The organism is Pseudomonas sp. NFACC43 (assembly GCF_900119645.1).
GTDB lineage: Bacteria > Pseudomonadota > Gammaproteobacteria > Pseudomonadales > Pseudomonadaceae > Aquipseudomonas.
Genome location: NZ_FPKK01000003.1, coordinates 229,467 through 245,956 on the forward strand (window position 1 = coordinate 229,467; position 16,490 = coordinate 245,956).

A 16,490-nucleotide genomic window follows, 5' to 3' on the forward strand; every position below is an offset into this window, starting at 1 on the left:
CTGAACGGGAACACGCGCGATGAACATTCTCTATGACGAACACCTCGACGGCACTCTGCCAAAGGTGGACAGACAGGCCCTTCTCCAGGCCTTGCAGACCCAGGTTCCGGACCTGGAAGTCCTGCATCGCCAGGAAGACCTCAAGCCCTACGAATGCGACGGCCTCTCGGCCTATCGCACTACCCCCATGCTGGTGGTGTTGCCGCGGCGAGTCGAACAGGTCCAGGCGCTACTCAAGGTGTGCCATGAGCGTAACGTTCCGGTGGTAGCCCGGGGCGCGGGGACCGGCTTGTCCGGCGGCGCCCTGCCCCTGGCAAGCGGCGTGCTACTGGTCATGGCCCGCTTCAACCAGATTCTGCACATCGACCCCGACGCTCGCACCGCACGCCTGCAACCCGGCGTGCGCAACCTGGCGATCTCCCAGGCGGCGGCGCCTTTCGGGCTGTATTACGCACCGGATCCCTCCTCCCAGATCGCTTGCTCCATCGGCGGCAACGTCGCTGAAAATGCCGGGGGCGTGCATTGCCTGAAGTACGGGCTGACGGTGCACAACCTGTTGAAGCTGGAAATGCTCACCATCGAAGGCGAACACCTGACCCTGGGCAGCGAGGCCCTGGACTCCCCCGGCCTGGACCTGCTGGCACTGTTCACCGGCTCAGAAGGCTTGCTGGGAGTGATCACCGAAGTCACGGTCAAACTGTTGCCACGTCCCCAGGTCGCCAGGGTGCTGCTGGCCAGTTTCGACTCGGTGGACAAGGCCGGCCGGGCGGTGGCCGATATCATCGCCGCCGGCATCATTCCTGGCGGCCTGGAAATGATGGACAACCTGGCGATCCGCGCCGCCGAGGATTTCATCCACGCCGGTTATCCGGTGGATGCCGAAGCCATCCTGCTGTGCGAACTGGACGGGGTCGAGGCCGATGTCCATGACGACTGCGAACGGGTCCGCCAGGTATTGCACCAGGCCGGCGCCACCGAGGTGCGCCAGGCCAGGGACGAGGCTGAGCGCCTGCGGTTCTGGGCCGGACGCAAGAACGCCTTCCCGGCGGTGGGCCGACTGGCGCCGGACTACTACTGCATGGACGGCACCATTCCCCGGCGCGCCCTGCCCGAAGTATTGCAGCGCATCGCCAGCCTCGGCGCCGAACACGGGCTGCGGGTCGCCAACGTGTTTCATGCCGGCGACGGCAACATGCATCCGCTGATCCTGTTCGATGCCAATCAGCCCGGCGAACTGGAGCGCGCCGAAACCCTGGGCGGCAAGATCCTCGAGCTCTGTGTCCAGGTGGGCGGCAGCATCACGGGTGAACATGGCGTGGGACGGGAAAAGATCAACCAGATGTGCACCCAGTTCAACAGCGACGAACTGAACCTGTTCCATGCCGTAAAAGCGGCGTTCGATCCTGCCGGCCTGCTCAATCCCGGCAAGAACATCCCTACCCTGCACCGCTGCGCCGAATTCGGAGCGATGCATATCCATGACGGGCAACTGCCCTTCCCCGAACTGGAGCGTTTCTGATGAGCGGCGAAGTCGACCGCGACGCCAGCGACCTGTTGCTCGAACAGGTCAACCGTGCCCGGGCCAACACGACGCCGTTGCGCATCCAGGGTTCGAACAGCAAGGCCTTCCTGGGACGGGAGGTGGCCGGCGAGGTGCTGGACACCCGGGTCCATCGGGGCATCGTCCACTACGACCCCACCGAGCTGGTCGTTACCGTCCGCGCCGGCACCCCGCTGCGCGAACTGCTCGCGGCCCTGGACAACGCCGGCCAGCAATTGCCGTGCGAACCACCGGCGTTCGGCGAGCACGCCACCGTGGGTGGCATGGTCGCCACCGGGCTGTCGGGGCCACGCCGCCCTTGGGCCGGATCGGTACGCGACTTCGTCCTGGGGACCCGCCTGATCAGCGGCCACGGCACGTTGCTGCGCTTTGGCGGCGAGGTCATGAAGAACGTTGCCGGTTATGACCTGTCACGCCTGCTGGCAGGCAGCCTGGGTTGCCTTGGGGTGATCATCGAAGTGTCCTTGAAGGTCCTGCCCAAGCCCCGCCACAGCCTGAGCATCCGCCTGGAAATGGGCAGCGCCGAAGCGCTGGAGAACCTCGCCGAATGGGGCCGGCAGCCCTTGCCCATCAGTGCCGCCAGCCATGACGGCGACTGCCTGCACCTGCGCCTGGAAGGTGGCGAAGGCTCGGTCAGCGCGGCTCACCAGCGGTTCGGCGGCGAAGTGATCGACAGCCGGTACTGGTCGGACCTGAATGAACATCGCCTGGTTTTCTTCGATGAAGGACTTCCCCTGTGGCGCCTGTCAGTGCCCAACCACGTCGGCCCGCTGGACCTGCCAGGCCCGCAGCTGCTCGATTGGGCCGGCGCGCAACGCTGGTTGAAAACCGACGCCGATACGGTGCAGGCCCTGGCCCGGGAAGTGGGCGGCCATGCCACCTGCTACAGTCATGGCGCCACCGACACGCCGTTTCAACCGTTGGCCCCGGCGCTGCTGCGCTACCACCGCAGCCTCAAGGCCCAGCTCGATCCCCTGGGTTTGTTCAACCCGGGGCGGATGTATCCGCAGTTCTAGGCTCTGTTTGAAAAGCCTTGAGATGACGGTCAGGCAAGGCAAAAAACGGCGAGCAAGCGCAGTGTACTGGAGCACATGGGCATTCTGATCGGACTGTGTGCACGAGGCCGGTTTCAACGCGGCATGGCCGTGTACGGATATATTTCAGACAGAGCCTGGAGGTCCCTTGCGATGCAAACCCGGTTCAGCGACGAAGCCCGACAACTGCCCCGCGCCGAAGAAGCCGAACGGATCCTGCGTAGCTGCGTGCATTGCGGCTTCTGCAACGCCACCTGCCCGACTTATCAATTGCTGGGGGACGAACTGGACGGTCCGCGAGGCCGCATCTACCTGATCAAGCAAGTGCTCGAAGGCCAACCGGCCACCACCAGCACTCAACTGCATCTGGACCGCTGCGTGTCGTGTCGCAACTGCGAGACCACCTGCCCGTCGGGCGTGGATTACCACAACCTGCTGGACATCGGTCGGGCGGTGGTCGATGCCGCGGTACCGCGCCCCGCCGGCCAACGTGTGCTGCGCCTGGGTTTGCGGGGCCTGGCCCCCAGCCCCGAGCGGTTCAAGGCCCTGCTGCTTTTGGGCAGCGTGTTCCGTCCGCTGTTGCCTGCGACGTTGAGCGCCAAGCTGCCCCGTACGCACGCGCGCCTCTCCGAGCGCCCGGTGGCGCGCCATACGCGCACCGTGCTGATGCTCGAAGGTTGCGTGCAACCGGGCCTGTCTCCCAACACCAATGCGGCGGCGGCACGCGTGCTGGACCGCCTCGGCATCAGCGTCGTCGCCTGTGAAGAAGCGGGCTGCTGCGGTGCGCTGGACTATCACCTCGACGCCCAGGCCACCGGGCTGGACCGCGCCCGACGCAACATCGATGCCTGGTGGCCGCACCTGGCCAATGGCGCCGAAGCCATCGTCCAGACCGCCAGCGGTTGTGGTGCCTTCATCAAGGACTACGGCCATCTGCTGGCGCACGATCCTGACTATGCCGCCAAGGCGAAACAGGTGAGCGCGCGCGCCCTGGACCTGGTGCAAGTGCTCGGCAGCGAACCCCTGGAACAGATCTGCGCAGCGAAAGACCGTCGCATCGCGGTCCACTGCCCTTGCACCCTGCAGCACGCACAGAAACTCGGCGGCAGCGTCGAGGCCTTGCTGGCACGGCTGGGCTTCAACCTCACCCCGGTTCCCGACGGCCATCTGTGCTGCGGCTCGGCCGGCACCTATTCCCTGACCCAGCCGACCCTGGCGCGACAGCTGCGGGACAACCGCCTCAATGCCCTGGAAAGCGGCCATCCGGAACTGATCGTCACCGCCAACGTCGGTTGCCAGAACCACCTGGACGGCGCCGGGCGCACCCCCGTGCGACACTGGATCGAACTGGTGGATCAGTCCCTCACAGAATGAAGTCGTGAAGATTCTTCGTTTGTCGCCGCTGACGAAGGCTGCGATCTTTCGTTGTACTTGCCCGCCGATTTCCATTGCCCGAACCAGGAATCCCCGCCATGAGCTTCGTCAGTCCCGACCTGATCCGCCAACGCTTCTCCAAGGCGATGTCCGAGATGTACCGTGACGAGGTGCCGTTGTACGGCGCACTGATGAACCTGGTGGAGCACACCAATGCCCAGGTGTTGCTCAACGATCCACAATTGGCCGAGCACCTGGACAGCACTGGCGAACGTCAACGCCTGGACATGGAGCGCCATGGGGCGATCCGCGTCGGCACCGCGACGGAACTGGCCACCCTGGCCCGGCTGTTCGCGGTCATGGGCATGCAACCGGTGGGTTACTACGACCTGACGCCGGCCGGGGTGCCGGTGCACTCCACCGCGTTTCGCGCCGTGCATGAAAGCGCACTGCAGGTCAGTCCGTTCCGGGTATTCACCTCGTTGCTGCGCCTGGAACTGATCGAGAACAGCGAGCTTCGGGCCTTTGCCCAATCGGTGCTGGATAAACGGCAGATTTTCACGCCCCTGGCCCTTCAGCTCATCGACCTTGCCGAGCGCCAGGGTGGCCTGAGCGAACCACAAGCCGAAGACTTCGTCCTGCAGGCCCTGGAGACGTTTCGCTGGCACAGCCACGCCACCGTCACGGCCGAGCAGTACCGTCAACTCAGCGCCCAGCATCGCTTGATCGCTGACGTGGTGGCCTTCAAGGGCCCGCACATCAACCACCTGACGCCACGCACCCTGGACATCGACATCGTCCAGGCCCAGATGCCCGTCCACGGCATCACTCCCAAAGCGGTGGTCGAAGGCCCACCTCGCCGCCGGTGTCCGATCCTGTTGCGCCAGACCAGTTTCAAAGCCCTGGACGAACCGGTCGCGTTCACCGACCCGGCCGGCACCCAGGGCAGCCATAGCGCCCGCTTTGGTGAAATCGAACAACGAGGCGCCGCCCTTACGCCCAAGGGGCGCGCGCTCTACGATCAGTTGCTGAACGCAGCCCGGGACGCCCTCGGGGAATTTCCCAACGAGGCCAATGCCCAGCGCTACAACACACTGATGGCCGAGCACTTCCTGCAGTTCCCTGACGACCAGGATCAATTGCGTCGACAGGCACTGGCGTACTTCCGCTATTTCGTCACGCCAAAAGGCCTGGCCGCCAAGGGCACACTGGAGCAATCAACTGAGCTGGAACGTCTGGTGGAACAGGGTTACCTGCGCGCCGAGCCTCTGGTGTACGAGGATTTCCTGCCGGTCAGTGCCGCGGGGATCTTCCAGTCGAACCTCGGCGACGACGCCCAGAGCCATTATGCCGGGCAGTCCAACCGCCAGGCCTTCGAAGAGGCACTGGGACGGGCGACGATCGATGAACTGCGGTTGTATGCCGAGACGCAACAGCGCTCCATCGATCAATGCAGGGAGGCATTGAGCATTCAGGTTTAGGGTTTGTCTGCGCCGGGATGGGCGGGCCCGACAAGAACGGGCGAGAAGTTCGAACGGTGTTCGCCCAGTGCAACGGCCTCGGCATTCCATGCACTGGTAAAGAGCCAGACACTGGGCGAACGAAAGCAATAATAGAGCAACTCCAGGAGGATGTCCGGCCGCCCAGTTAAATAATTATTTAATCTGGATGCCAATTTCTCCAGATATCCCAGTGAGTTATACAAACAGTTATACAAATAAGCCGGGGTAGTACAAATACAACTTATCACTCCCCGGCTGGCAAGTTGCAAGTGTAACTACCGGGACCGATCTACACCGGGCGATGACCTGAAGGGTGCCGTCCGGTTTTCTGTGCATCGGTGTCTTCGGCGCCTGGCTCGCCCTGCTGTTGTTTGCGCTTGGCCGGATCATTGGGACGCAGGGCGTCGTTATCGCGCTCCACTTCGCCGGGCATCGCCGGCTCATCGGGGTTCTGGGTGGAAGGTTTCATGGTATCTCCTGGGATGCTCAGGCTTCGGGGTCGGCGACTTCTTCGGCAACGTTGGCGTCCGGCGAGCGCTGGTGAAGCTGCTCGGCCCGGGTCTTGAGGTCCTGCCATTGCGCCAGATCGACGGCCCCCTGGCCGAACAGATCATTGGCCACCCGCATCAATTCGGCGAAATGCGCATCGGGCGATTGCTGCCAGTAGGCCTTGTCGTCGAACAGCCGCTGCCAATCGGCCACTGACGGAGGTTTGAGGTCATCGCTCATGACGGGCTCCTGATGAGGTGCTTCATAAGCTATGAGGGCTGGCGTCGGCGGGGAGTTCCGGGATTCTCAATAGCCGGTCATTTCCAGGTAACCGGTGCCGCCATGGCTGCCACTCATTTTCACCGGCCCTTCCCAATAAGGAATGCGCAGGTCCATCCAGGCGTCGGGATTCAGGGCGACGGTGGTGATGTCCAGCTGCTTGCCGGGGATCTTGATGGACCAGCGCACCGGCATCGCTCGCCCGGCGACCTTGGCCCTGTCCAGTGGCTCCAGGCTGATTTCCCCGGCATGCAGGGTCTGCGCCTGGCCCCGGGCATCGATCCAGGTGCCCGTGAGGTAGGGCTCGCCATTGCTGTGTCGCATGCGATAGAGCATCACGTGCTCACCGCTGTCCAGGTGCAGGGAAAACCAGTCCCATCCGGTCTGGTTGGCGGTCAGCGGCTGGCTGCTCCATTCGCGATCGAGCCAGGCCGGACCACTGACCTGATAGCGCTGGCCGTCGATATCGAGGTGACCGCTGGCCTGGAAAAAAGGCTGGCTGTAGTAATACGACGCCTGGCCCTGTTCGGATTTCTGGCTGAAACCGGCTTCTCCCTGCAACACCAGCGGCCGGCTTGAAACGAGCCGCAGCTCATAGCTGAAACGCGGGTCGCGAGCCTTCAACTGCATGTCTGCCAAAGGATCGTTTCCCGAGGTCTGGGTAGCGAACCGCCAGTCATCGATCCAGGCATCGAAAGGGCTCGCCTGGACCCCGGCCTGCCCTATCCCGCCCCGGGCGTAGCGTTCGGCGGCGTGGTGGACGGTGGCGGACGTGACGGCGGCGTGGCCGAGCCAGATTGTCTGGTTGCGCCAGCCCTCGGCCTGTGGGGCGGCGCTCAGGGCGCTGCGGAACAGCGTCCATTGCACGCCGAAATCGCGGCCCTGGGCATCCTTGAGATTGGCGGTGACGTACCACCATTCGATGCGAAACCCCTCATGGGCTCCGTGATCCCGGGGAAAACCGAACACCCGCCCCGGCACCACCGGCGTGAACGCAACGGCCTCGCCACCAAGACCGGCAAAGCCCTTGGGTGACGAGGCGTCATCACAGCCGCCCAGCCACAGCGCCAGCAACATCAAGCCAATTCGAAGCCTCATGGGCTGTCTTTCTGGGAAAAGCGCCTCAGCAGATCGGCCGGCTGCGTGCGATACAACGCGTACAGCGGCCAGGCCGACGCCAATAGCGTGGCGAACATCGCCAGGGCCAGCAGTTGCGCCAGTTGCAGTGGAAATACCCGTAGCGGCAGCCGCCAGCCAAAGGCCTGCACGTTGATCACCGCATCCAGGCACCAGGCCAGGGCGATCCCCAGCGGCAAGGCCAGCACCAACGTCAACATCGCCAACAGCCAGGTCTGCCCCAGGTTGAGCAACATCAGCTGCCGGCGCGTCACCCCCAACGCCCACAGCGGCGCCAACTGGCCAAGACGACTCTGGCTCTGGGTCAGCAGACTGATGAACAGCGCCACCCCGGCCACGGCCAGGGTCAGGCCGTTGAGCGCAGCGGTGGCGGCAAAGGTGCGCTCGAAGACCTGGGTCGACCACCCCTTGAGCCGGGCCTGATCGACGATACGACTGTCATCCAGGGCAAATCGCGCTTGCAGGTCCGTCACCAATGCGGCAATCGCCGACGCTTCAATGTGCAGGTTGAAGCGATACGGCGTCAACGTTGGCCAATGCCTGAGCAAATGCTCGGCATTGACCAGTACATGCCCCTTGGGGTTGCCGTAGTCGGCATAGATGCCAACGATGCGCGCAACCCACGGCCCCTGCGGCGTCGGCACGCTCAGCCGGTCGCCGATACCGAGCCTGAGGCGCCGGGCCAGTTGCTCGCTGAGCATCAGCGTGTCGGCGCCAGCCAGTTGCTCCCACGGGTTATCGCCGGCGGCTTCCAGCAACGGCCAGTGCTGGCGATAGCCGGGATGGTCGACGATGCCGAAGATATCCGTCGGCCATCCCTGCAACGGAATCGACACCTGCCAGTTGGGCAAGATGGCGGTGACCGCCGGTTGCTGCTTCAGCCAGGCCTGCAGCTCGCCGGCCTGGGCCGGGCTCTGCGGGCTGACGTACAACTCGGCGCAGAGCCGTTGTTCGAGCCAGTCATTGAACGTCTGGCGGAAGCCGGAGGTCATGCTGCCGGCCCCGATATTCGCCGCCAGCGCCAGCAGCAGGGCCATCAGCGCCAGGCTCAATGTCGGCAACTGCTGCCGGCAATCGGCGAGAAACCACTGGCCGAGCACGGCGTGGGTGCGGTGACGCAGCAGGTTCAAGGCGCTATTGAGCAACACCGGCAAGGCCAGGGCCGCCCCCAGCAGCAACGTCGCCATCAGGACAAACCCGCTGGCCAGGCTATCGCCCCACATCAGCGCTGAAACCGCGACCAGCGCCGCCAGGGCCGCGATCCATCCCTGGCGTTTCAACCAACGTGCGTGGGCCTGATGCCATGCCTGAGGATTGGCCAAGGCCAGCAAGGGCAGGCGCGCGGCGCGCAACAGGCTGTCAGCCCCGGCCAGCACTGCCCCGAGCAGGCTCAGGCCCACACCACTGAGCCACCACCACGGGCTGAGGCTCAGGTGCCCGGCCACCTCGGCGCCGTAGAGTCCTCGCAGACTGGCCGCGACATCGGGCAACAGCAAACTGGCCAGCCAATAGCCGCTGAGCACCCCGGCGACTCCGCCGAGCAGGGCCAGCGCCCCCAGTTCCAGGGCCAGGCTGCCGATCAGCAAGCGGGCACTGACGCCGCAGGCACGCAGGGTTCGCAGCAGACCACGACGTTGTTCCAGGGCCAGGCCGATGGCCGCGTGGACGATAAACAGCCCCACCACGAAGGACAGGAACCCGAGAGCATCCAGGTTCAGATGAAAACTTTCGGTCAGGCGCGACAGGTTGTTTTCTTCATTGGCGTGCTTCAATTGCAGCCGACCGTTGAAGGCCTCCGGTAGCGCGGCGGAGAAACTGGCGGGCAGCGACAGCCGCGACAACTGGTCCGGCAACCGCAACACCTGTTGGGCGAACCCGATGTCCATCAGCAGGATGCCCGGCGCCATGTCCGGCTGGGTATGCAGGGGTGGCAGCGTCTGCCCCTCGACGGTCCGGGGCCGGTCACCCTCTCGCAGCCCGAGGGCCTGCAGGGTTGGCGGGGCGATCCAGGTACGACCGGGCTCGGTGAAGAACGCCACCACCTCGCTCATCTCCCGCGCCTGCCCTGCCAATGCGCCACCGGGCGGCAGCGACACCGGGTCGATGCCCAGCAATTGCAGGCGTTGGTCCTCGTGCCCTTCCAGGGTCACCCTGGCCTGCAGCACCGGCGAAACCGGCCACCCCTGGCGGCGCAGGTCGATGAACCATTGTTGGGCAAAGGTGCCACCGCCGGGCGCATCAAGGCTGGCCTGGGGTTCGCCGCCGATGAGCTGGCTGGCACGTGCGTAGCTGTCCCGAGCCTGGCTGTTCAGTGCCTGGACACCGGTGAGCAGGCTGGTGGCAAGCCACAGGCCGGTGAGCACGCTGAAGAACTGCACCGGATGCTGGCGCCAGTGGCTGAGCAAGGCCTTGAGGGTCTGGCGCAAAATCATCACTGCGCTCGCATCGGCGCCAGCCGCCCGCGTTGCAGCACCACACGGTGGGCCAGGCGAGCCGCCACCCGCGGACTGTGGGTCACCATCAGCAGGCTGGTAGGACTGTCATCGAGCAGTTCCAGCAACAGTCGCAACACCTCGTCGCTGGTCGCCTCGTCGAGGCTGCCGGTGGGTTCGTCGGCCAGCAACAGGGGGGGCCGAGAAGCCAGCGCCCGCCCCAACGCCACCCGCTGCTGCTGCCCGCCGGAAAGCTGTTCGGGATAGCGCTGCAACAATTCCCCCAGCCCCAGTCGCCGCACCAGGTGCGCGTGCCAGCGTGGGTCATGGCGACCGCACAGGCGCGCCTGGAACGCCAGGTTGTCTTCCACCGACAAGCTGCTGATGAGGTTGAACTGCTGGAACACCAGGCCGATCTCCGTGCGTCGCCAATGGGCGAGCTGGCTTTCGTTCATGCCGTCGAGCCGGTATTCGCCGCAGCGAATGCTCCCGCCATCGACCTTGTCCAACCCGGCGACCAGGTGCAGCAAGGTACTTTTGCCACTTCCGGACTCCCCCATCAACGCCATGCTGCTGCCAGGAGGCAGCGTCAGGTCGACACCCTGCAGCACCGGCAAGGGGCCCTGGGGCGTGGCGTAGCTTTTGAAGACATCGCGGACTTCAAGCATGAAGAGGCTCACTGGATAATCGTGAGCGTCAGGATAGCGGACTGAGCGCAAGGTGGACCATCGCACCCACGAACCGCCCTATACCGCGACCACCCCCATGCGAGGTTGATGCCCGACGCGGTCGCCGTCAATGCCCCGCCGCCATTTCAGTCTGTGCCGGTGGAGGTGTCACGATGCTGTCCAGGTCAATGTGCTTCCAGGCCGGTTTTGCGCCGAGGCGGGCGTTGAAGCGATAGTTGAAGGTGAACGCGTCCTCGGTCGGTTGGTTCAGGGATTTTCCATAAGCCGACTCGACACCGGCCGGATCGTAGCCCATCAACTGCAACAGCGTCGGGAAGATGTTGTAGTGGCTGGAGCGGTCCTTGTTCTGCGCCAGGGCTCCGTGCCAATCGAGGGTCTGCAACTGGCTGCCCTGGATCAGCACCAGCGGCACCAGGCCTTCCTCCTCCACCGGGTCGCCACCACAATGCGTGTTGAGTCCCGGGTTGCCGCGCTCGTGCAAGTCCTGGCCATGATCGGAGGTGTAGATCAGCACAGCGTTGCTCAGGTCGCCCTGGCGGAACAGGCGCTGGAAGAATTCGCCGACGTTCCACAGCACGGTGTTCTGGTATGCATTGCGGTACAACACCCAGTCATCCTGTCGGCCGTTGAAACCATCGCGGCTTCCGGTATCGGCTACCTCCTGGAAGTGCCCTCGCGGCAGGGCCGGACGGTAGCTCATGAAGTCGTCGGGGTATTTGTCATGGACCGGAAAATGCGCGCCCATCTTGTTGACCACCACCAGTTCGGCGCGGTCGTTGCCCAGCAATGCGATGAGCCTGTCCGCCACCGCCATGTCCCGGTCGCGCACGCGGGTCTGGTCGAATTGGACGAACTCGTCGATGTCCTGTTTTTCCAGCTCGGTCATCAGGTTCTGCAGATTGCCTCCGGTGCGCTGGGCGTCGATGTAGACGGTGCGCAACCCGGCGGCCCTGGCGTACTGCCAGATCGACGGCTGGGTGCTGTTGATGCGCATGTAATCGGCCCGGGTGCCGCCATAGCGCAGCGTGACATTGGTATCGGCGCTGCAGTTGGCGATAGAGGCGGCAAAACCATAATTGAATATGTCCACGCCCGGCACCGGCGCCTTGAGCCCGCTGTGCACCCCGTACGGCGTGTTGATATCGAGGTAGTTGCCGGCAATGCTTTCGTCGATGATCAGCACGAGGTCATGCCCGATCGCTGACGTTCGCCGCGCCAGGCGGATCGGCTCCCGTGGACCAACGGTGTTGTGCAGGGCCTCATAGGCAAACAGGTTCAGGTACGCCAGCGGGGTGTACATCACCGGCAAACCGCGCGCGCCCTCACCGGCCCGCAGGAACAGCACGGCACTGAGCAACAGCACCCCGAGCATGGGCGCGGCGATGGGCAGATAACCCGGCAACGGCACCCGGCGACGCGGCTTGAGCCCGATTCCCAACAACAGCAACAAACCGGCCGCCATCGCCCTGACGATCACTTCTCGATACTGCCAGGCGGCCTCCTGGATAAAGCCACCGGAATACACCAGCGACACGAACTGTGCGTAGGTGAGGTAGCTATCGGTGACCCGGGTGTAGACCTCGAAGAATACCGCCGAGGCAAACATCGCCAGCGCAAACAGATGCCGGATGAAGGCATGGCGAATGTGGGCGGTCATCCACAGCGCGACCACCAGCGCCACGAACATCGCACCGAAGAGGATCGTCGCCAAACCCAGGCCCAACGTCGCCAGGCGGTCGACGTAATAGTCGTACCCCCGAATCAGATACAGCGCCAGCAGCAGTTCCTTGATGTATCGGCCCATGTCTGTCTCGGCAGAAATCGCGACGTTGAGAAACGGTTCGTTTCTGCACAGTAGCAGCGACTTTCCAATGCGCAAGAAAAGAGACGAACGGCGCAAGCGTCAAAAAAAAGTTAGCCCAAAAATGACACACTTTTGAGACACAAATCGTCAAAACCTATGGATAAATACCGTTCATCGCTTTCTTAAAATCCATTTTCACCCTTTAAAACCGGGACTTTCTCAAGGCAGTCAATAACTTGATATCAAAAGGCCCGAACCTTTCTAGTTTTGCCAACACTGACAACTGTCATTTTGCTGACACGCTTTTCTGAAGCTGCGCTATACCCCCTCTAACAGTTTCATCCGAGTTACATCAACCGATTTACGAGGCGCGCCAAAATGGACGTGAGCGTATTTGGGACGGGGTATGTTGGGTTGATCCAGGCAGCAGCGCTGGCCGATGTAGGCCACCGCGTCCTGTGCATCGATATCGACCCGAACAAGATCCGGCAACTGCAGCAAGCGGTACCGCCAATCAGCGAGCCGGGGCTGTCCGGTCTGCTTGAAGACAACATCAAGACAGGGCGCCTGTCGTTCAGCTCCCAGGCCAGCGACGCGGTCAACCATGGCGAGCTGATCTTCATCGCCGTGGGCACCCCTGCCGATGAAGACGGCTCGGCGGACCTGAGCCATGTGCTGGCGGTCACCCGGCAGATCGCCGATTTCATGGACAGCGACCGCACCCTGATCATCAAGTCCACGGTGCCGGTGGGCACGGCCGACAAAGTCGCCGAATGCGCCCGCCAGGCACTGGCCCGGCGCGGCCTGAAACGCTTGAACGTGCGCGTGGTGTCCAACCCTGAATTTCTCAAGGAAGGCAGCGCCCTGGCCGATTGCATGCGGCCGGACCGGATCATCATCGGCACGGCCGACCCGCTGGCCCGCGACCAGATGAGCGAACTCTATGCGCCCTTCTGTCGCAACCACGAAAAGCTGATGTTCATGGACAACCGCAGCGCGGAACTGACCAAGTACGCCGCCAACGCCATGCTCGCCACTCGCATCAGTTTCATGAACGAACTGGCCAACCTCACCGAGCGCCTGGGTGCCGACATCGAGGCCGTGCGCAAGGGCATCGGTTCGGACCCGCGCATCGGTTATCACTTCATCTACCCCGGCTGTGGTTTCGGTGGCTCGTGCTTTCCCAAGGACCTGCGCGCCCTGCTGCACACGGCCGAACAGAGCGGCATGCCGCTGCGCCTGTTGCGCAGCGTCACCGATGTCAATGACAGCCAGCGGCATATCCTGTTCGAGAAGCTCGCCGGGCAATTCCCCGACGGCCTGGCGGGCAAATCGATCGCCATCTGGGGCCTGGCCTTCAAGCCCAACACCGACGACATGCGCGAAGCCCCCAGCCGTTACCTGATGGAGGCACTGTGGCGCGAAGGTGCCCGGGTCCAGGCCTACGACCCCGAGGCCATGTCCGAATGCCGGCGTATTTACGGCTACCGCAAGGACCTGAACCTGTGCGCCACCCGTGACGACACCCTGGAGGATGCCGACGCCCTGGTGATCTGCACCGAATGGAAGAACTTCCGCGTGGTGGATTTCGACCTGCTGGCCAGCAAACTGCGGGCCCGCCTCGTCATCGACGGACGCAACCTGTACAACCCCGAGCACCTGGCGGCCGCCGGGCTGCTGTACCGCGGGATCGGACTGCGGCACACGGTACCGGTCCAAGGGCCGCAAGCATGAACATCCTGGTGACCGGCGCGGCCGGCTTCATCGGTGCCCACTGTGTGCTGCGGCTGCTGCGCGACGGCCACCGGGTCTGCGGGCTGGACAATTTCAACGACTACTACGATCCCCAGCTCAAGCATGACCGCGTGGCCTGGGTGCAGGACCAGGCCGGCGAGTTTCCCCTGGTGCGGGCGGACCTGACCGACGCGACGGCCATCGACGCGCTGTTCCAGTCGCGCCGCCCGGACGTGGTGATCCACCTGGCTGCCCAGGCCGGGGTGCGCTATTCCCTGGAGCACCCCCAAGCCTACATCGACAGCAATGTCACGGGCTTTCTCAACATCCTGGAAAACTGCCGGCGCTATCCGGTCAGGCACCTGGTCTACGCCTCCTCCAGCTCGGTATACGGCGCCAACCAGCGCACGCCCTACTCCGTGCAGGATGGCGTCGACCACCCACTGTCGCTGTACGCGGCGAGCAAGAAAGCCAACGAACTGATGGCCCACAGCTACAGCCATCTGTTCGGCATTCCTTGCACGGGCCTGCGCTTCTTCACCGTGTACGGTCCCTGGGGCCGGCCGGACATGTCGCCGATCCAGTTCGCCCGGGCGATCACCGAAGACCGAGTGCTGCAGCTGTTCAACCATGGCGAGCACCAGCGCGACTTCACCTACATCGACGACATCATCGAGAGCATCGCCCGGCTGATCGACCAAGCGCCCCGGGTCACGCCCCTGTGGGATCACGAACAACCGGACCCGGCCACCAGCCGGGCCCCGTGGCGGATCTACAACATCGGCGGCCAGCACCCGATAACCCTGCGCACCTATGTCGCGCTGCTGGAAAAACACCTGGGCCGGACCGCTCGCATCGAACTGCTGCCCCTGCAAGCGGGGGACGTGCTCAACACCTGTGCCGATGCCAGCGACCTGGCACGCGCCACCGGTTTCCAGCCCGCCATCGGGCTGGACGAGGGCCTGGGTCGCTTCACCCGGTGGTTCCTCGATTACTACGCGCTGCCTGTTGCCCACCTGCCCGTTGCGGCCGAACTTCAACGGAGGAGTCTATGACCCGACATGAACAGCACATTCCCATCAATGTCCCCGGCGACAAGCGTGTCGACCCCGAACATCGCCGGCGCCTGGATGCCGCCATCCACCGGCAGGGCCGTGGCTGGCTGACCGGGCGCCATGGCGGGCGACCCTGGACCGTTTCGCGGACCAATCGTGTGGTGGCCTGCCTCGGCGCGCTGGTGCTGCTGGTGCTGCTCAGCCCGTTGCTGCTGGGCCTGGCGGTGCTGGTCAAGGTCTCCAGCCCCGGTCCGGTGCTGTTCGTGCAGAAACGCACCGGCTACCGAGGCCGCGTCTTCGGCATGTACAAGTTCCGCACCATGATCGCCAATGCCGAAGCGCTAAAGGAGTCGCTGCGCCACCTCAACAAACACGGCGCCGATGCCATCGACTTCAAGATCGACAACGACCCGCGCATCACGCCCATCGGCCGGTTCCTGCGCCGCAGCAGCCTCGATGAACTGCCGAACCTGATCAATGTAGTGACCGGCGACATGCGCCTGGTAGGTCCACGACCGACCTCGTTCAACGCCTATCGCTACAAGGACAACCACCTCGCGCGCCTGAGCATCTACCCCGGCCTCACCGGCCTCTGGCAGATCTCCGGGCGCAGCGATATCGACTTCGACCAGCGTGTGGAACTGGACCTCAGCTACATCGCCGAACAGAGCCTGTTGCTGGATTTGAAGATCCTGATGATTACCCCTTTCAAAGTGTTCAGCGGCCACGGAGCGAGTTAAATGGACGGTTCAACGAATATCCTGACCATCGCAAGCCCGAGCGAGACCAACCTGACCTCGACCGTGCTCGACCCTTCCTTGCGGATTCTGCTTCTGACAGCCGCCAACACCGGCACCGGAACCACCACCAGTGCCATGGCACTGGCCGCCCAACTGGCGCAGATGAGCAGCGGCCGCGTATTGCTGGTGGATGCCAGCCAGTCGCCGCACAGCCTCAGCCAGCAACTGTTGCTGCACAAGGAGCGTGGCTTCAGCGACATGCTGTTCAACAGCCTCGCCCCGCCCCTGCTGCAGGATTGCGTGGTGCAGGCCTCCGGCATGCCTTTCGACGTGCTGCCCAACGGCCGCCTGGGGCACAACGCCGAACGCCTGAGCCCCGAGCGACTGCGTCCATTGTTCAGGCAGCTGGCGGCGCAATACCGCTTTGTGGTGGTGGACGCCGACGCGGTGTACTCGGCCTCCGACACCCTGGTCATGAGCACCCAGGCAGACGGCGTGGTGCTGGTGGTACGCGGTGAAGACACCCGTTGGGAAGTGGCCCAGGCCGCGCGCCAACGCCTGGCCCAGGCCGGCGCGAAGGTGGTGGGCAGCGTGTTCAACCGCCGCAAGTACTACATGCCCAAGTGGCTCTACAACAACCTGTAAGCCTGCAGAAGGATG

The 16,490-nt window shown here is 64.0% G+C and carries 14 protein-coding genes; 8 read left to right on the top strand and 6 right to left on the bottom strand.

All coding sequences use genetic code 11. The features are described 5' to 3' along the window. The first annotated feature begins 19 nt into the window (after positions 1 to 19). The 4 genes from glcD (at position 20) to BT179_RS07940 (ending at position 5,450) form a co-directional block, all read left to right on the top strand. Complete coding sequence (gene glcD / locus BT179_RS07925) at positions 20 to 1,519, top strand: glycolate oxidase subunit GlcD (RefSeq protein WP_072430663.1); 1,500 nt, start codon at positions 20 to 22, stop codon at positions 1,517 to 1,519. Next, positions 1,519 to 2,577 carry a glycolate oxidase subunit GlcE gene (glcE, locus tag BT179_RS07930; protein WP_072430664.1) on the top strand — a complete coding sequence of 353 codons (1,059 nt, stop codon included), beginning with the start codon at positions 1,519 to 1,521 and terminating at the stop codon, positions 2,575 to 2,577. Before glcD ends, glcE begins: the two co-directional genes overlap by 1 nt. Before the next feature lie 171 nt (positions 2,578 to 2,748). Beyond that, positions 2,749 to 3,969 (top strand): glycolate oxidase subunit GlcF, encoded by a 1,221-nt coding sequence (gene glcF / locus BT179_RS07935; protein ID WP_072430665.1) that lies wholly within the window; start codon positions 2,749 to 2,751, stop codon positions 3,967 to 3,969. Positions 3,970 to 4,067: 98 nt separating this feature from the next. Further along, on the top strand, positions 4,068 to 5,450 hold the full coding sequence (locus BT179_RS07940) for a 2-oxoadipate dioxygenase/decarboxylase HglS (RefSeq protein ID WP_072430666.1): 1,383 nt from the start codon (positions 4,068 to 4,070) through the stop codon (positions 5,448 to 5,450). Between the two features lie 310 nt (positions 5,451 to 5,760). Here BT179_RS07940 and BT179_RS07945 read toward each other — a convergent pair whose 3' ends face one another. The 6 genes from BT179_RS07945 to BT179_RS07970 form a co-directional block, all read right to left on the bottom strand. Further along, entirely contained in the window at positions 5,761 to 5,940 is a 180-nt protein-coding gene (locus tag BT179_RS07945; RefSeq protein ID WP_072392426.1) for a hypothetical protein, read from the bottom strand. A gap of 17 nt (positions 5,941 to 5,957) precedes the next feature. Beyond that, a complete protein-coding gene (locus BT179_RS07950; protein ID WP_072392423.1) occupies positions 5,958 to 6,200 on the bottom strand; it encodes a hypothetical protein in 243 nt (80 codons plus the stop codon). A 66-nt stretch (positions 6,201 to 6,266) separates the two neighbouring features. Continuing rightward, positions 6,267 to 7,337, bottom strand: coding sequence for a lipocalin-like domain-containing protein (locus tag BT179_RS07955; RefSeq protein WP_072430667.1), 1,071 nt, complete (start codon positions 7,335 to 7,337; stop codon positions 6,267 to 6,269). Then, the gene (locus BT179_RS07960) at positions 7,334 to 9,808 is read right to left on the bottom strand and encodes an ABC transporter permease (protein WP_371264379.1); all 2,475 of its coding nucleotides are present in this window, start codon (positions 9,806 to 9,808) and stop codon (positions 7,334 to 7,336) included. Before BT179_RS07960 ends, BT179_RS07955 begins: the two co-directional genes overlap by 4 nt. Further along, positions 9,808 to 10,476 (bottom strand): ABC transporter ATP-binding protein, encoded by a 669-nt coding sequence (locus BT179_RS07965; RefSeq protein WP_072430669.1) that lies wholly within the window; start codon positions 10,474 to 10,476, stop codon positions 9,808 to 9,810. Before BT179_RS07965 ends, BT179_RS07960 begins: the two co-directional genes overlap by 1 nt. Before the next feature lie 127 nt (positions 10,477 to 10,603). Beyond that, a complete protein-coding gene (locus tag BT179_RS07970) occupies positions 10,604 to 12,301 on the bottom strand; it encodes a sulfatase-like hydrolase/transferase (protein ID WP_072430670.1) in 1,698 nt (565 codons plus the stop codon). A 378-nt stretch (positions 12,302 to 12,679) separates the two neighbouring features. Here BT179_RS07970 and BT179_RS07975 point away from each other — a divergent pair, with 378 nt between their 5' ends. From BT179_RS07975 to BT179_RS07990, 4 genes are read left to right on the top strand one after another with little or no spacing between them, the layout of a single operon-like run. Then, positions 12,680 to 14,035: a UDP-glucose dehydrogenase family protein gene (locus tag BT179_RS07975; RefSeq protein ID WP_072392405.1), complete on the top strand. Its 1,356-nt coding sequence runs from the start codon at positions 12,680 to 12,682 to the stop codon at positions 14,033 to 14,035. Beyond that, the gene (locus BT179_RS07980; protein WP_072392401.1) at positions 14,032 to 15,090 is read left to right on the top strand and encodes an NAD-dependent epimerase; all 1,059 of its coding nucleotides are present in this window, start codon (positions 14,032 to 14,034) and stop codon (positions 15,088 to 15,090) included. Before BT179_RS07975 ends, BT179_RS07980 begins: the two co-directional genes overlap by 4 nt. Then, entirely contained in the window at positions 15,087 to 15,830 is a 744-nt protein-coding gene (locus BT179_RS07985; protein ID WP_072430671.1) for a sugar transferase, read from the top strand. The genes BT179_RS07980 and BT179_RS07985 overlap by 4 nt, the downstream gene beginning before the upstream one ends. After that, positions 15,831 to 16,475: a CpsD/CapB family tyrosine-protein kinase gene (locus BT179_RS07990; protein WP_072392395.1), complete on the top strand. Its 645-nt coding sequence runs from the start codon at positions 15,831 to 15,833 to the stop codon at positions 16,473 to 16,475. The last annotated feature ends 15 nt before the right edge of the window (positions 16,476 to 16,490 follow it).

What these genes read in the sequence shown, in the direction of transcription:
- glcD (WP_072430663.1), top strand. Translation starts at nt 20, where the DNA reads ATGAACATTCTCTATGACGAACACCTCGACGGCACTCTGCCAAAGGTG.
- glcE (WP_072430664.1), top strand. Translation starts at nt 1,519, where the DNA reads ATGAGCGGCGAAGTCGACCGCGACGCCAGCGACCTGTTGCTCGAACAG.
- glcF (WP_072430665.1), top strand. Translation starts at nt 2,749, where the DNA reads ATGCAAACCCGGTTCAGCGACGAAGCCCGACAACTGCCCCGCGCCGAA.
- BT179_RS07940 (WP_072430666.1), top strand. Translation starts at nt 4,068, where the DNA reads ATGAGCTTCGTCAGTCCCGACCTGATCCGCCAACGCTTCTCCAAGGCG.
- BT179_RS07945 (WP_072392426.1), bottom strand. Translation starts at nt 5,940, where the DNA reads ATGAAACCTTCCACCCAGAACCCCGATGAGCCGGCGATGCCCGGCGAA.
- BT179_RS07950 (WP_072392423.1), bottom strand. Translation starts at nt 6,200, where the DNA reads ATGAGCGATGACCTCAAACCTCCGTCAGTGGCCGATTGGCAGCGGCTG.
- BT179_RS07955 (WP_072430667.1), bottom strand. Translation starts at nt 7,337, where the DNA reads ATGAGGCTTCGAATTGGCTTGATGTTGCTGGCGCTGTGGCTGGGCGGC.
- BT179_RS07960 (WP_371264379.1), bottom strand. Translation starts at nt 9,808, where the DNA reads ATGATTTTGCGCCAGACCCTCAAGGCCTTGCTCAGCCACTGGCGCCAG.
- BT179_RS07965 (WP_072430669.1), bottom strand. Translation starts at nt 10,476, where the DNA reads ATGCTTGAAGTCCGCGATGTCTTCAAAAGCTACGCCACGCCCCAGGGC.
- BT179_RS07970 (WP_072430670.1), bottom strand. Translation starts at nt 12,301, where the DNA reads ATGGGCCGATACATCAAGGAACTGCTGCTGGCGCTGTATCTGATTCGG.
- BT179_RS07975 (WP_072392405.1), top strand. Translation starts at nt 12,680, where the DNA reads ATGGACGTGAGCGTATTTGGGACGGGGTATGTTGGGTTGATCCAGGCA.
- BT179_RS07980 (WP_072392401.1), top strand. Translation starts at nt 14,032, where the DNA reads ATGAACATCCTGGTGACCGGCGCGGCCGGCTTCATCGGTGCCCACTGT.
- BT179_RS07985 (WP_072430671.1), top strand. Translation starts at nt 15,087, where the DNA reads ATGACCCGACATGAACAGCACATTCCCATCAATGTCCCCGGCGACAAG.
- BT179_RS07990 (WP_072392395.1), top strand. Translation starts at nt 15,831, where the DNA reads ATGGACGGTTCAACGAATATCCTGACCATCGCAAGCCCGAGCGAGACC.